Source organism: Roseateles sp. DB2, assembly GCF_051857535.1.
Classification (GTDB): Bacteria; Pseudomonadota; Gammaproteobacteria; order Burkholderiales; family Burkholderiaceae_C; genus Roseateles_B.
In genome coordinates, this window is sequence record NZ_JBPZGY010000006.1 from 139,538 (window position 1) to 154,673 (window position 15,136).

11 protein-coding genes are annotated in these 15,136 nt (G+C 67.0%); 8 read left to right on the top strand and 3 right to left on the bottom strand.

Going from position 1 to position 15,136, the window contains the following annotated elements:
- Positions 1-18 precede the first annotated feature (18 nt).
- Positions 19-759 carry a TetR family transcriptional regulator gene (locus ACS5PK_RS11990; protein WP_439440475.1) on the bottom strand — a complete coding sequence of 247 codons (741 nt, stop codon included), beginning with the start codon at positions 757-759 and terminating at the stop codon, positions 19-21.
- A 260-nt stretch (positions 760-1,019) separates the two neighbouring features.
- On the opposite strand from ACS5PK_RS11990, the gene ACS5PK_RS11995 reads away from it, so the two are divergent.
- From ACS5PK_RS11995 to ACS5PK_RS12020, 6 genes are all read left to right on the top strand, one after another.
- Positions 1,020-2,273, top strand: coding sequence for an efflux RND transporter periplasmic adaptor subunit (locus tag ACS5PK_RS11995; protein ID WP_439440576.1), 1,254 nt, complete (start codon positions 1,020-1,022; stop codon positions 2,271-2,273).
- A 15-nt stretch (positions 2,274-2,288) separates the two neighbouring features.
- The gene (locus tag ACS5PK_RS12000; protein ID WP_439440476.1) at positions 2,289-5,447 is read left to right on the top strand and encodes an efflux RND transporter permease subunit; all 3,159 of its coding nucleotides are present in this window, start codon (positions 2,289-2,291) and stop codon (positions 5,445-5,447) included.
- A gap of 133 nt (positions 5,448-5,580) precedes the next feature.
- Entirely contained in the window at positions 5,581-6,978 is a 1,398-nt protein-coding gene (locus ACS5PK_RS12005) for an efflux transporter outer membrane subunit (protein ID WP_439440477.1), read from the top strand.
- A 246-nt stretch (positions 6,979-7,224) separates the two neighbouring features.
- Positions 7,225-7,476, top strand: a complete 252-nt coding sequence (locus tag ACS5PK_RS12010; RefSeq protein ID WP_439440478.1) for a microviridin/marinostatin family tricyclic proteinase inhibitor — start codon at positions 7,225-7,227, stop codon at positions 7,474-7,476.
- Between the two features lie 129 nt (positions 7,477-7,605).
- Entirely contained in the window at positions 7,606-8,601 is a 996-nt protein-coding gene (locus ACS5PK_RS12015; protein ID WP_439440479.1) for an MvdC/MvdD family ATP grasp protein, read from the top strand.
- 4 nt (positions 8,602-8,605) lie between these two features.
- The gene (locus ACS5PK_RS12020; RefSeq protein ID WP_439440480.1) at positions 8,606-9,655 is read left to right on the top strand and encodes an MvdC/MvdD family ATP grasp protein; all 1,050 of its coding nucleotides are present in this window, start codon (positions 8,606-8,608) and stop codon (positions 9,653-9,655) included.
- Between the two features lie 678 nt (positions 9,656-10,333).
- Here the strand turns inward: ACS5PK_RS12020 and ACS5PK_RS12025 are convergent.
- The gene (locus ACS5PK_RS12025) at positions 10,334-10,552 is read right to left on the bottom strand and encodes a hypothetical protein (RefSeq protein ID WP_439440481.1); all 219 of its coding nucleotides are present in this window, start codon (positions 10,550-10,552) and stop codon (positions 10,334-10,336) included.
- Between the two features lie 227 nt (positions 10,553-10,779).
- Positions 10,780-10,986 carry a cold-shock protein gene (locus tag ACS5PK_RS12030; protein WP_269630551.1) on the bottom strand — a complete coding sequence of 69 codons (207 nt, stop codon included), beginning with the start codon at positions 10,984-10,986 and terminating at the stop codon, positions 10,780-10,782.
- A 382-nt stretch (positions 10,987-11,368) separates the two neighbouring features.
- Between ACS5PK_RS12030 and ACS5PK_RS12035 the strand changes: the two genes are divergently transcribed.
- Complete coding sequence (locus tag ACS5PK_RS12035) at positions 11,369-12,616, top strand: NnrS family protein (protein ID WP_439440482.1); 1,248 nt, start codon at positions 11,369-11,371, stop codon at positions 12,614-12,616.
- 271 nt (positions 12,617-12,887) lie between these two features.
- Positions 12,888-15,122, top strand: coding sequence for a TonB-dependent receptor (locus ACS5PK_RS12040; RefSeq protein ID WP_439440483.1), 2,235 nt, complete (start codon positions 12,888-12,890; stop codon positions 15,120-15,122).
- Positions 15,123-15,136 lie beyond the last annotated feature (14 nt).

Genomic DNA, 15,136 nt, shown 5'->3' on the forward strand with positions numbered 1-15,136 from the left:
TCACAGCGTGAATCTGGCTCAGCCGCCGCGCTTTTCGCTGCCTGGCGTGGCGATGAGCAGGCCGTCCTGGCTGGGGCGGCAGATGGCCTGGGTGCCCAGGCGGGCGCGCTCCTCGGCGCTGACGGGGGGCAGCAGGGCGCCGCCGCTGCGGCCCAGGCTGTCCATGAAGCGCTCGATGGCGGCCTCGCCCATGGCCATGAGGTCGAAGGCGTCGGGGTCCATGATCCACTGGTGGATCAGGCCGTCGACCAGGGCCACCAGGGCGATGGCGGCGGCCGAGACGTCCAGGCCCGCCGGCAACTGGCCGCTGGCCTGCGCGGCGCGGAAGCAGTCCTCGTTCTGGCTGCGCCAGGCGCGGTGGTTGGCCAGCTTGCGGGCGTGCAGGGCCTGCATCTCGCCGCTGAACTCCACCTTCTTCATGGCGATCTCGAAGACGCGGCGGGTGCGCTCGCTGTGGCTGCAGCTGTGGAAGACGTTGAGCAGGCCCCAGCGCAGGTCGCTCAGGCTGATGGGTTGGCTGGATGCTTCCTGGGGGAGCAGGCCCTCCTCCAGGGGCATGGTGGCCCGGTCCATCATGGCGGTGAAGAGCTCGACCTTGTCCTGGAAGTGCCAGTAGACGGCGCCGCGGGTGACGCCGGCCGCACTGGCGATGTCCTGCAAGGAGGTGCGGGAAACGCCGCGCTCATGGAAGAGCTGCTCCGCTGCGTCCAGCAGGCGGTGGCGGGTTTCGAGGGCTTCTTGCTTGGTTTTGCGGACCATGGTGTGCGGATTGTAGATCACACGCTTTCAAACATACATACACGAATGTATGTATACTGCACCCCACTGTTGTCGAGATGACCATGGCTTCTTCGTCGTGGTCGGGAGGCTTGATCTGCAGCAAGATGCTGCGCTTCGGCCCGCTGCCACGCCTGTGCCTGGTTCCCCGGCAGCACTCCTGACAGTTTTGTGTTTGCAGCCTCCGACACTGGAGGCCGTGATTGCCTCAGAAAGGACTGCTCGTGATGTCCCAGAACAAGATGGCCGCTGTGACGGCCTCGCATGTATCAATTTCTCTCCGGGCGCGTGCCCTGTACTTGCTACCCCTGGCGGTGGCCCTGGCTGCGGCCCTGGTGGGCTGCGGCGGAGGCCAGGCCGGAGCCCAGGGCGGGCCGGGCGGCATGCCCCCGCCCCCGGTGGGCGTGGTCAAGGTGGAGTCGCAGGCCGTGACTCTGCAGGTGGAGCTCCCGGGCCGCGTGGAAGCCCTGCGCACCGCCCAGGTCCGTGCCCGCGTCAATGGTGTGGTGCAGAAGCGCCTGTTCACCGAGGGCAGCCTGGTGAAGGAAGGCCAGGCCCTGTTCCAGATCGATCCGGCCCCCTACCAGGCCGCGCTGGACAGCGCCCAAGCCCAGTTGGCCAAGGCCCAGGCCAATGTCAGCCAGGCCGTGGCCCAGGCGGAGCGCAACAAGCCCCTGGTCGAGGCCCGAGCCATCAGCCAGCAGGAGTACCTGGCCTCGGTCGCTGCGGCCAAGGCGGCTGAGGCCGACGTGGCGGCTGCCAAGGCCGCCGTGCAGACGGCCCGCCTGAACCTCGAGTACGCCAGCGTGCGCGCCCCGATCTCCGGCCGCATCGGCCGGGCCCTGGTCACCGAGGGCGCGCTGGTCAGCGCGGTCGAGGCGACCCAACTGGCCCTGATCCAGCAGACCGACAAGGTCTTCGTCAACTTCACCCAGAGCGCCAACGAAGTGCAGGGCCTGCGCCGTGCCCTGGCCTCGGGCCAGCTGCGCGCCGCCGGCAAGGACGGCAGCGCGGCCCAGGTCCGCGCCGTGCTGGATGACGGCACGGAGTCGAAGGCCGGCAAGCTGCTGTTCACCGACCTGAGCGTGGACCCCGGTTCCGGCCAGGTGCTGCTGCGGGCCGAGATGCCCAATGAGCAGGGCCAGCTCCTGCCCGGCCAGTACGTGCGCGTGCGGCTGTCCCAGGGCGAGATGCCCGCCGGCATGCTGGTGCCTCAGCAGGGCGTCAAGCGCGGCACCCAGGGCGACACCGTCCTGGTGGTCGGCGCCGGCAACAAGCCCGAGCCCCGCACCGTCAAGCTGGGCGGCGCCCAGGGCAGCCACTGGGTGGTGCTGGACGGTTTGAAGCCGGGCGAGCAGGTCATCGTCGACGGCTTCCAGAAGATGTTCGTGCCGGGAGCGCCGGTGACGCCGGTGCCGTGGTCGGCCAGCGGCGCCTCCGCCCCCGCCGCAGCGCCTTCCGCCCCCGCCTCGTCGGCCTCCGCCGCGGCCCACTGATCCCAAGGAGAAGGCATGTCACGCTTCTTCATCGACCGGCCGATCTTTGCCTGGGTGATCGCACTGTTCATCCTGGTGTTCGGCGCGGTGTCCATCACCAAGCTGCCGGTGGCGCAGTACCCCACGGTGGCGCCGCCCTCCCTGGTGGTCAGTGCCGCCTATCCCGGTGCCTCGGCCCAGACCCTGGACGAGAGCGTCATCTCCGTGCTGGAGCAGGAGCTCAACGGCTCGCCCAACCTGGCCTACATCGAGTCCGTCTCGCAGGCCAATGGCACGGGCGCCATCACCGTGACCTTCGAGCCCGGCACCAACATCGATCTGGCCCAGGTCGAGGTGCAGAACCGCATCTCGCGCGCCGCGCCGCGCCTGCCCGCCTCGGTGGTGCAGCAGGGCGTGCGCGTGGACAAGGCGCGCAACAACTTCCTGCTGTTCGTGACCCTGTCCAGCAAGAACGGCAGCCTGGACCCCATCGCCCTGGGGGACTACGCCTCACGCGCCATCATCCCCGAACTGCAGCGCCTGCCCGGCATCGGCCAGGCCCAGCTCTTCGGCACCGAACGCGCGATGCGCATCTGGCTGGACCCGGCCAAGCTGCAGTCCTTCAACATCAGCCCGGCCGAGGTCAATGTCGCCATCCGCGCGCAGAACGCGCTGGTGCCGGCCGGCTCCATCGGCGAGCTGCCCAATCTGAGCACGCAGACCATGTCCGCCACTGTGGTGGTCAAGGGTCAGCTGGAGTCGGTGGAGCAGTTCAAGTCCATCGTGCTGCGCGCCAACGCCGACGGCTCCACCGTGCGGCTCAAGGACGTCGCCCGCGTGGAACTGGGTGGGCAGGGCTACGGCTCCTACTCGCGCCTGAACGGCAAGCCCAGCACCGGCATCGGCATCCAGCTCTCGCCCAGCGGCAACGCGCTCGCTTCTGCGCAGGCCGTCAAGGACCGCATGGTCGAGCTGCAGCGCTTCTTCCCTGAAGGCGTGGTCTACGAGATCCCCTACGACTCCTCGAAGTTCGTGAAGATCTCCATCGAGCAGGTCGTCGAGACCCTGGTCGAGGCCATCATCCTCGTGTTCCTGGTGATGTTCCTGTTCCTGCAGAACTGGCGCTACACCCTCATCCCCACCATCGTGGTGCCGATCGCCCTGCTGGGCACCTTCGCCATCATGTTGTGGATGGGCTTCTCGATCAACGTGCTGACGCTGTTCGGCATGGTGCTGGCCATCGGCATTCTGGTGGACGACGCCATCGTGGTGGTGGAGAACGTCGAGCGCATCATGAACGAGGAGGGGCGCTCGCCCCTGGAAGCCACCAAGAAGGCGATGGGCCAGATCTCCGGCGCCATCATCGGCATCACCGTGGTGCTGGTCTCGGTCTTCGTGCCCATGGCCTTCTTCGCCGGCTCGGTGGGCAATATCTACCGCCAGTTCTCGCTGGCCATGGTGGCGTCCATGCTGCTGTCGGCCTTCATGGCCCTGAGCCTGACGCCGGCCCTGTGCGCCACGCTGTTGCGCCCGGTCAAGCGGGGCGAGGCCCATGCCAAGAGCGGTTTCTTCGGCTGGTTCAACCGCGGCTTCTCGGCCACGGCCAAGGGCTACGAGAGCTGGGTGAGTCGGCTGCTCAAGCGCAGCGGCCGCATGCTGATCGCCTACGTCGCCGTGATCGCGGTCGTGGGCTGGGTCTACCTGCGCATGCCCACCTCCTTCCTGCCCAATGAAGACCAGGGCTACCTGATCGTCAACGTGCAACTGCCCCCGGGGGCCACGGCCAACCGCACCGAGGCGGCCGTCAAGCAGGTCGAGGACTTCATGCTCAAGCAGCCCGAGGTGCAGAACACCGTGGGCGTGATCGGCTTCTCCTTCTCGGGCCAGGGCCAGAACGCCGCGCTGGTGTTCGTGCCGCTCAAGCCCTGGGAGGAGCGCAAGGGTGCGCAGCACAGCGCCCAGGCCCTGGCGGGCCGTGCCTTCGGCGCCTTCATGGCCGTGCGGGATGCCTTCATCTTCCCGCTCTCGCCCCCGCCCATCCCTGAGCTGGGCACGGCCACCGGCTTCGCCCTGCGCCTGCAGGACCGCGGCGGCCTGGGCCATGAGGCCCTGCTGAACGCCCGCAACCAGCTGATGGGCATGGCCAGCCAGAGCAAGGTCATCACCGGCATGCGTCCGGACGGCCTGGAAGACGCGCCCCAGCTGCAGCTGGACATCGACCGTGACAAGGCCAATGCCCTGGGCGTGAGCTTCGACAACCTGGCCACCGTCATCGGCACCCAGCTGGGCTCGGCCTATGTGAACGACTTCCCCAGCAACGGCCGTCTGCAACGCGTGGTGGTGCAGGCCGAGGCAGGCGCCCGCATGCAGCCCGAAGACCTGCTGCGTCTGAACGTGGTCAACAGCAAGGGCCAGAGCGTGCCGCTGTCCAGCTTCGCGACGACCAAGTGGATCACGGGCCAGATGCAGGCCGTGCGCTACAACGGCTACCCCGCCATGCGCCTGGCCGGTGACGCCGCGCCGGGGGCGTCCACCGGGGCGGCCATGGCCGAGCTGGAGAAGATGGTGGCCCAGCTGCCGCCGGGCATCGGCTATGAGTGGACGGGACTGTCGCGCGAGGAGAAGATCTCCGGCTCGCAGGCGACCGTGCTGCTGCTGTTCTCCTTGCTGGCCGTGTTCCTGTGCCTGGCCGCGCTGTACGAGAGCTGGTCCATCCCCTTCGCCGTGCTGCTGGTGGTGCCCCTGGGCCTCTTCGGCGCGCTGCTGGGGGCCACGATGCGCGGCATGCCCAACGACGTGTTCTTCAAGGTGGGCTTGATCACCATCATCGGCCTCTCGGCCAAGAACGCCATCCTGATCATCGAGTTCGCCAAGGACCTGCAGGCCGAGGGCCGCAGCCTGGTGGACGCGATCCTGGAGGCCTGCCATCTGCGCTTCCGTCCCATCATCATGACCTCCATGGCCTTCATCCTGGGCGTGCTGCCCCTGGTGTTCGCCAGCGGCGCCGGTTCCGCCAGCCAGCGGGCCATCGGCACTGGCGTGATGTCCGGGATGATCTCGGCCACGGTGCTGGCGGTGCTCTTCGTGCCGGTGTTCTTCCTGGTGGTGCGCAAGCTGTTCAAGCCGAGCGAGCGCCAGAAGGCGTTTGACGCCCAGCACGCCCACGGAATAGGCCATGCCGCCGAAGGGCATTGACAGCCCACCCCCTGCCGGCTTTGCCGGCCCTCTCGAGGGCGTGCGCTCGACGGCCCGGCCGAGCCGGATCAGCGAGCGCCGCTGGGTGGCGTGGTGGGGTGCGACGAGTTGCGCAAGCAACGGAGCAAGCAATATGAATCAGACACATTTTTCTCGGATGCGCCTGGGCCTCAGCGTCGTGGCCTTGGCCGCGCTGACGGCCTGCGCGAACCTGGCACCTCAGCATGAGCGGCCGGCACTGCCGGTGGCCGAGCAGGCGGGGCAACCCGCCGGGCAAGACCTGACCCTGCCGGCCTGGCGTGACTTCTATGTCGACGCCCGCCTGCAGGCCCTGGTCGACATCGCCCTGCGCAACAACCGCGACCTGCGGGTCGCGCTGCGCAGTGTCGACCAGGCCGCGGCCCTGGCCCGCGTCAGTGATGCCAACCGCTGGCCCACCGTGGCCGCCGGCCTCATCAGTAGCCGCACGCCCAATGCCAAGGACGACACCATCACCGCCAGCTACCAGGCAGGGCTGCAGGTGACGGCCTATGAGCTGGACCTCTGGGGCAAGCTGCGCAACCAGAGCGATGCCGCTCAGGCTCGCTACCTGGCCAGCGAGGACGGCGCCCGCGCCGCCCAGCTCAGCCTCGTCGCAGGCGTGGCCTCGGCGCACTACGCGCTGCAGGTCGACGACGCGCTGCTGGACTACGCCCGCAAGACCCTGGCCAGCCGCGAGGACAGCCATCGACTGACCCGCCTGCGCTTTGTCCAGGGCGCGGCGTCCAGCCTGGAACTGCAGGGCGCGATCTCTGCCCTGGAGGCTGCCCGCGCTGCACATGCCCAGGCCCAGCGCCAGCGCAGCCAGGACGAGAACGCCCTGGTCCTGCTGCTGGGGCAGGCCCTGCCCCAGGACCTGCCGGCCGGTGCGCCACTGGCCGGCCAGGCCCTGGCGCCGCTGGCGGCCGGCGTGAAGTCCAGCGTGCTGCTGGAGCGGCCGGATGTGCGCCAGGCGGAAGCCCTGCTTGTCGCGGCCGAGGCCAATGTGGGCGCTGCCCGCGCGGCCTTCTTCCCCAGCATCACCCTGAGCACCAGTATCGGCAGTGCCAGCTCGGAGCTCTCGGGTCTGTTCAAGAACACGGCCTGGAGCTTTGCCAGCCAGGTGCTGATGCCGATCTTCGATGCGGGCCGCAACAGCGCCAACCTGAAGGCGACGCAGGCGGCCCGCGAGATCGCGGTGGCGCAGTACGAGAAGTCCATCCAGCAAGCCTTCCGCGAGGTGGCCGATGCCCTGGCCGCCCGCAGCACGCTGACCGAGCAGCTGCGCGCCCAGGAAGCACAGGCTGCGGCCGAGGCCGAGCGTCTGCGCCTGGTCGAGCTGCGCTTTGCCAACGGTGCCTCCAGCAGCCTGGAACTGCTGGACGCCCAGCGCGGCAGCTTTGCCGCTCAGCAGGCGGCCTTGCAGGTACGGCTGGCGGCCTTGCAGTCGGGGGTGCAGCTCTACAAGGCCCTGGGTGGGGGTGCTGCAGCAGAACGCCGCGCGCAGCGCTGAAGGCACCCAGGATCCGCAGTGCCTTCAGCACGTCGCGCAGAGCCAAGACATGGGCAGGCCGCTTGGCCTGCCCTTTTTCCATTTGGGCACAAGCACTGGGCGGTCTTCATCACAAGTCGGTGTCAGACCTGATGAATAACGGTTAGCAAGTGGGTGCCTGGCTCTTATGATGCGCAGCGGCTGGCGCTTGCGGATCGGGAGGTCCTGTGCCAGCCGCTGATCTCAGCAACCTCTGGAGGAATACCTATGTCCGAAAAAATGCCTTTCTTCGCCCGCTTCCTGGAAGCGCAAGAACTGGATGCCGTCAGCGGTGGTGGCACTGCAGCCACTTCCAAGACCCTGGACCAGCCCGAGCACACCATGAAGTACCCCTCGGACGGCGATGACCATCTGCCCGAGGCCGTCGCAGCTACCGGCACCAGCCCGATCAAGGACGACGTCGTCGTGACCATGAAGTACCCGTCTGACGGCGACGACCACCTGGGTAACGAAGTCTGAGGCGTTTTCCAAGCCTGAAGACCTCGGGTGCCTAGCCCCAGGCTGGGCACCTGTGTTCGCTGTCCGCCCCCATCGACCCGTCAGCCGTCGGGTGATCGGGGCGGTTCTTCTTGCCTTTCTGGAATTCCCGTGCAGCCTCTTGTCCTTCTGCTGACCCACGCGGCCGATCACTCGACCGTGGACTGGGTGGCTGACGCCCTGGCGCGCCGAGGGGCGCTGCCCCTGCGCGTGGATACCGACCGCTTTCCCCTGGACTGGCAATTGGGCCTACGCCAGGAGCGAGGTGAGGACACCGGCTTCCTGCGCCTGCATGGCCGGACGTATGCCCTGGAAGCCGTGCAGGCGGTCTGGCTGCGGCAGTGGCAGCCAGCCGCCCTGGACGACGCCGTGGACGCGCGCTTCCGGGCGCAGTGCGTGCAGGAGTGCCGCCATGTGCTGCGGGCCCTCTGGGACCGGCTCGAGGGTGCCTGCTGGGTCAACGACCTGCCTCAGCTGGAACGCGCTGGCGCCAAGTTGCGGCAGCTGCGTCTGGCTCGGGCAGCGGGCTTGCGGGTGCCGGATACGCTGTGCAGCAACGATCCCGACGAAGTCCGCGCCTTCCATGCTCGTCAGGCCCGGGGCGTGGTGATGAAGATGCAGACGGTGCTGTCCCCAGGCATGGGGGGTGGCGCTGGCAATCTCTACACCACCGTCATCGAGGCCGCTGATCTCCAGGACGACCCAGGCCTGGTCTTGTGTCCCCCGCTATTCCAGGAGCGCATCCCCAAGGCCGAGGAACTGCGCGTGATTGCCGTCGATGGCCAGCTGTTCTGTGCTGCGATCCGCCCGCGGGCCAGCTCGGGCCGGGTGGATGACTGGCGGCCACAGTCGGGACTGGCCTGGCAGCCGGCCCAGCTTCCTGAATCCGTGGCCAGATGCTTTCGCGTCCTGATGCGGAGCCTGGGCCTGCGCTACGGTGCGGCCGATTTCATCCACACCCCGGATGACGACTGGGTCTTCCTGGAGGTCAATGCCTGCGGCGAATGGGGCATGCTGCAGCGGGACTTGGGGCTGCCCATCGCTGATGCGCTCGCCAAGGCCCTCCTGACCGATTCACCGCTTTCCTCTGCCGCGCAATCCGCCTGACGCCATGAATGTTCTGATCGTTACCCATTCCCGCGACCACCACTGCACGCCACTCATCACCCGGGCCCTGATGGCCCGGGGTGCGACAGCCTGGTGCTTCGAGACCGACCTGTTTCCCTCGTCCGTGCAACTGAGCCTGCATGCGGACAGCCAGCGGCAGACCCTGCTGCTGAAGACCCCGCTGGGGCTGCTGGACATGTCCGAACTACAGTCCTGCTACTACCGCCGCCTGCGCATTGGTGGCGGCATTCCCGACACCGTCCCAGCCGCCTACCGTGAGGCTGCACAGAAGGAAAGCCGAGCCCAGGTTCTGGGAATGCTGCACAGCCTGGACTGCTTCCAGCTGGACGGCTATGAGAAGGTGCGCCGCGCCGATCACAAGCAGCTGCAGCTCAAGGTCGCAGCGCACCTCGGGCTGGAGATTCCGGACAGCCTTTCCACCAACGATCCCCAGGCCGTGCGCGAGTTCTTCGCGGCCCATCCTCAGGGCATTGTGGGCAAGATGCTCAGCTCCTTCGCCATCTACGAGCAGGGGCAGGAAAAGGTGATGTTCACCAATCGCATCCGCCCTGAGGACCTGGATCACCTGGCCGGCTTGCGACATGGCCCCATGACTTTCCAGGCCCTGGTGCCCAAGGCCCTGGAATTGCGTGTGACCATCGTGGGTGAGCAGGTCTTTGTGGCGGCCATTGATTCGCAGGTCAACGAACGTTCGCAGACTGACTGGCGGCGCGAGGGGCGCCGCATGCTGCGCGACTGGCAGCATCACACGCTGCCCGCGGATGTGCAGGCCAGGCTGCTGGCCCTGATGGATGCCTTTGGCCTCAACTACGGCGCTATCGACCTGATCCTGACGCCGGATGGCCGCCATGTTTTCCTGGAGCTCAACCCAGCTGGGGAGTTCATGTGGCTGGAGCAGCACCCGGGCCTCCCCATCGCCGATGCCTTGGCGGACGTGCTGATTGGCAACGCCCCCCGTCGCGGCACACCGGGGCTGCAGGCGCCAGGCTTCTTTACCCGAGACAAGCTGGTGCAAGAGGTGCAGGCCGCCTAAGCAGTTCGTGTCAAAAGCAAAGCCGACCAGCTCTGGTGAGTTGGTCGGCTTCTTTAATGGCCTCATGCGACATTTTTCTGAAACGGGCAGGGGTCAGGCGCCCTCTTGAAGAATGCTCAAACCGAGTGCTGCCGCGGCCTGCAAGGTGTGCCCTTTACCCGTGCGGTGTGCGGCTGCGCGGTCACCGAGACCTGATGCTGCCATGGCCGAGGCTCGGCGCTGCCCCGTCACCGAGGCCTGTCCCTGTGGTGTTCATGGCCGGGATGCGGGCGAGTGTCGGTCTGCTGCGGGACGAGGTGGCGGCAGACTGATCGGGTGACCCTCTGGAGCCGGCCAGGGCATCCGCGGGGTGCGTCAGTGCCTACCCCTGACACAGGGGGCAGGGGTTGGGGCGCGGCGCCCGTCTGAAGGCTGACGCCGCCGCGGCCTTCAGCGAGGGGGCTTTAGAGCGACGGGCTTTAGAGCGAGGGGCGGTCGAACGAGGGGGGGCGAACGAGGGGGCGAGCGAGGGGGCGAGCGAGGGAGCGAGGGAGTGAAGGGGTTTGGGAGGCACCAACGATGCTCGCGCAGCACCGCTGCCAGAGGCGCTGCGGCAATGCCGGCGCTCGCCTCGAGGGTCGTTGATGCGGTTCCGGTGCTCAGCGCCGCTGCTCCCCGTATAACCCGCCGGTCGGAAGGTCAACCCAGGGCTGCGACCCAGGCTTGGCCCTGAGCGCGGGCATAGTCCATGGCCTGGCGGTGACCTGTGAAGCGGGGGGTGAAGCGCATCACGCGATCGTGATTGGCCGAACCCTGGCCGGAGCGGATGGAGACGCTGGCATAGAAGCCGCCGTCATCAGAAGTCTTGATGAAAGGTGAGACAAGGAATCGCCCCACCTCGATGCTGTTCTTTTGCATGGTTTTCTCGAGGTGTGCGCCTTGAGGAGCCGTCCCTGCTTGGAGGTCCAGAGAGCCGTCTTGGCGCGAATGGTGATGAGGTTCGAGTGCAGGCAGACTGCCGGACTCGGAAGAAGGCAGCCCGCCGGCAGCGGGCGCCTGGGGCCGTGATCCGTGGAGATCACGACCGATTGGAACGGGCCACCGTTGCGGATGGCCCAGGCCTTCCCAGGCCTGGATGAAGTGCTTTACAGGGGCTTGATGTTCGAAGCCTGCAGGCCCTTGGGGCCCTGCTTGACTTCGAATTCGACCTGCTGGCCTTCAGCCAGGGAGCGGAAACCGCCGCCGTTGCGGATTTCGCTGTGGTGGGCGAAGAGGTCCTTGCTGCCGTCGGCCGGGGTGATGAAACCGAAACCCTTGCCGTCGTCGAACCACTTGACGATGCCGTTCTGGATGCTGCTCATGGTGTTTTCTTTCTGAAAAGAAGGAGGGACCGTGCGCGCGAGCGGCGACACACGGGGGGACGTACAGACACGCAAGAGAGATCAAGCCGGTGATTGGAGCCACCCAGCGAGTCGCTTGGGGGCAGGCGCTTCGGGCGGAGGCCCGGATACGGAATCGGTCTGATCCCGAGTGATGGCGCTGGAGGCTGATGGGCAGGCCGGTGTCGAGGAACTTCAGACGCCGGGGACCACTGCAAAGACCTTGAAGAAACGGTCTTGAGCGAATGTATAGAGGCAGATTCTAGCACCAAAGCTGCCAATGTGCATGCGAGCAGTTCGGAGCCTTGTCCCTGCGCAATCGCCAACCTTGCTCCGGACCTCAAGATCTGGGCCCATGCCGGACTTCACCAAGCCTGAACGCCACGCGCTGGCAAAGGGGCGACGCTCACCACTGCATGTTCCGTTTTTCCAGCTTGGCTTGCTGATGCTGGCCTTGGGCGGCCTGTGGTGGTGTCTTGCCTTGCTGGCTCGCTGGCTGGGGTGGCCTCTGCCTTGGGCAGTCCTCCCGGGACTGTCGCATGGCTTGTTGTTCGGCCTGGGTGCCATGCCGCTGTTTATTGCGGGCTTCTTTCTCACCGCAGGATCGCGGTGGCTGTGTGTGCAAGGACCGGCGCCTGCGGCTTTGCGTCCTGCGCTGTTGCTGACGGGCCTGGGCTGGGCCCTCGTGCTGCCGGGGCTGCATGCGTTGGCGCCGCTGGCCGCCCTGGGACTCCTGCTGGTGTCGCTGGGCTGGGCCGGGCTGTGGTGGCACGCCGGGCAGATGCTAGCCGCCAGCGAGATGCCGGATCGCCTGCATCTGCGAGGCGTGCACGGCGCTTGGTTCATTGGCTGCTGCGGCATGGCATTCATCAGCGTCAGCTTGCTGGTGGGGCGGCAGGACTGGGCGCGCCAGGGCCTGCAAGCCGTCCTGTGGTGGAGCCTGCTGCCGGTCTTTCTGCTGGCCTTGCACCGCATGGTGCCCATGTTTGCCGAGCCGGCCGTCTGGCTGCATGCCGGAGTTCGCGGCCCTGCGTCGGAGCGCAGCCTGTTGTGGATCGGGCTCGCGGGCTGTGCCTGGGGCGGCGCTTGGCAGATCCTGGCTGAGGTCGTCTTGCCCGTCTGGGTCTGGGGCCTGCGCGCAGCGCTGGACGGCGGGGTGGCGCTGCTCCTGCTGACGCAAGCCTGGCATTGGCGAAGCATGGCACGCCTGCCCTTGATGGCCATGCTGTTGTGTGGCGGGCTGTGGCTGGCCGTGGGAGCGGCGCTTTCGGCACTGTCCTGTGGCTTGCGGGCCGTGGGGGCAGTGGGGCTGGGGGTGGCGCCCCTGCATGCAGTGCTTGCCGGGGGCCTGGCGAGCTTGATGATGGCCCAGGTGAGTCGCATCACCAGCGCCCATGCCGGGCGATCCTTGGCCGTGGACCCGCCGCTCGTGCGGCAGTTCCTCCTCTTGCAGGCGGCGCTTGCGCTGCGGCTGTGGGTCGCGTTTTTCACCGCGGATGCCGGCGGGCTCCTGGTGCTGGCGGCCTTGCTGTGGGCCTCGGCCATGGCCGGCTGGGCTGTGCATTTGCTGCGGTGGATGCGGCAGGGCGCCAACCCTGTCTGAGCTTCAGTCATTGGCTGAACACTGGACATTGGCGGAGCGACGCCTGTTCATTGATCAGACACTTGTCCGCGAGCCACCTCGCCCGCCTGGGGCCGGCGTCGGAGCAAGGGCGCCCCCGGAGGCTGTTGACGCTGGCATGAGGGGCGCACGCCGCCAGGTCCTCTCATGGTTTGCACGTAGAAACCTGGCCTGGCACGGTCATGGGCATGGCACTTGCACTCCGCTGGGGCGACGTCCGCGTCGACACCTCAAAGAATCACGGAGACAACGCATGACCCTGACCCCCATTGCCGCCGCCGTTGCTGGCGCGGCCCTGCGCCGCACGCCCCTGACCCTGGCCCTGCTGGCCGCCATGACCTCCCTGGCCGCCGGGGCCGACCCCGCGCCGGCAAGCGCTGCGGCCGAAGAGGGCCAGCCCGCGGCCGATACGCAGAAGCTGGAAGCCGTGACGGTCACGGCCCGCCGTCGCGAGGAATCGCTGAAGGACGTGCCCGTTGCGGTCACGGCCTTCGGCGCCGGGGCTCTGGAGAGCCTCAACATCAAGAACCTGGGTGATCTTCAGTCGCAGGTGCCCAACCTCACCATCTACGCTGCGCGCGGCAGCAACTCCACCATCACTACCTTCATCCGCGGCGTGGGCCAGGCCGATCCCCTGTGGGGTGTGGATCCAGGCGTGGGCATCTACCTGGATGATGTCTATGTGGCGCGCCCGCAAGGGGCGCTGCTGGACGTGTTCGACACCCAGCGCATCGAGATCCTGCGAGGCCCGCAGGGCACGCTGTATGGCAAAAACACCATTGGCGGCGCGGTGAAATACGTGTCGCGCCCCTTGGGCACCCGTGCCGAGGGCAGCGCCAGCCTGGCCTTCGGCAGCTATGGCCAAATGGATGCCAAGGGCTCCGTCGGCGGCGCCAGCAGCGATGGCCAGTTCCGCGCTCGCCTGGCCCTGGCCACGCTCAACCGCGATGGTTACGGCAAGAACCTCACGGACGGCAGTGATGTCAGCAATCAGAAGACCAAGGCCGGCCGCCTGAGCCTGGGCTTCCATCCCAACGGCCAGCCCTTCAACCTGCAGTTCAGCACGGACAAGACCTACGACGAGTCCAATATGCGCGGCTTCCAGCGCCTGGACGTCAACAAGTTCGACCCCGCCAAGACGCCGCCCGGTGACAGCCGCTACGACATTGCCAGTGGCATGCCCAACAGCAACCGCACCGAGACCGGTGGCAGCGCCTTGACGCTGAACTGGAATGTCGATCCGCAGTGGTCGGCCAAGTTCATTGCCGCCCACCGCAGCAATGACACCAGCACCGGCATCGACTTCGACGGTCTGCCCAGCAAGATCGCCGACGTGCTGGCCATCTACCAGGACACCCAGGACAGCGCCGAGGCCCAACTGGCCTTTGACGGCGCGAGCTCCTCGGGTGTGATGGGCGTCTATGTCTTCAATGGCGACGCTGGTGGCAAGGTTTCCAATAATTTCTTCAACCTTTCTTTCGGCACGACCAACGGCAAAGTGCACACGCGCGGCAAGGCTGTCTATGCCGACTGGAGCTGGCGCCTGGCGCAGGGCTTCAGCGTGAGCGCCGGCTTGCGCTACACGAAGGAGAGCAAGCGCGCTGTCGTGCTGAACCAGGCCTTCAGCGACGCCACCTTCAGCAAACCCATTGCCACCCTGGCTGACTTTGACAAGACCCGCGAGGTCAGCAACACCTCGCCCAAGGTCTCGCTGGACTACAAGCTCTCGAGCTCCACTTCGCTCTACGCCAGTGCCTCGCGCGGCTTCAAGTCGGGGGGCTTCAACATCCGCGCCAACACGGCGGCGGTACCCATTTCCAGCAAGCCCTTCGAGGATGAGGTGCTCGATTCCATCGAGGGCGGCGCCAAGATGCTGCTGGATGGCGGCCGGCTGGAGCTCAACACGGCCGTCTTCCACAACAAGTACAAGAATGTGCAGCTCTCGGTGTTCACCTCTTACACGCAGGCCAATGGCACGCCCGGCTTCTTCGGTGACTTCACCAACGCTGGCCGCGCCACTGTGGACGGCGTCGAGCTGGAATTCGCTTGGCGGCCCAGCAGCAGTTGGACCCTCAGCGGCAATGTCTCCGCACTGCATGCCCGTTACGACGAGTACCTGGACAAGGGCGTCAACGTGGCGGACCAGAAGAAGTTCACCAATGCGCCGAAGTTCCAGGCCGCCTTCAACCTGGAGAACCGCATGGCGCTGGGCGGTGGCACGCTGCGTTCTCGCGTGGGCGTGAGCTACCGCACCAAGGTCTACCCGACGACGGATCTCAGCGAGGCCATCGCGCAGGACGCCTACGCCCTGCTCAATGCGGGTCTGATCTGGGAGCGCGACGAACGTCTGAGTTTCTCCCTGCAAGGCAGCAATCTCACCAACAAGGCCTACCGTACCGATGGCTACAACATCGCGGCGCTGGGCGTGCTGACCGGCTTCTATGGTGCGCCGCGGACCTTCAGCCTGGGCGTCAACTACAAGTTCTGAGCGCCCGGCCTGGC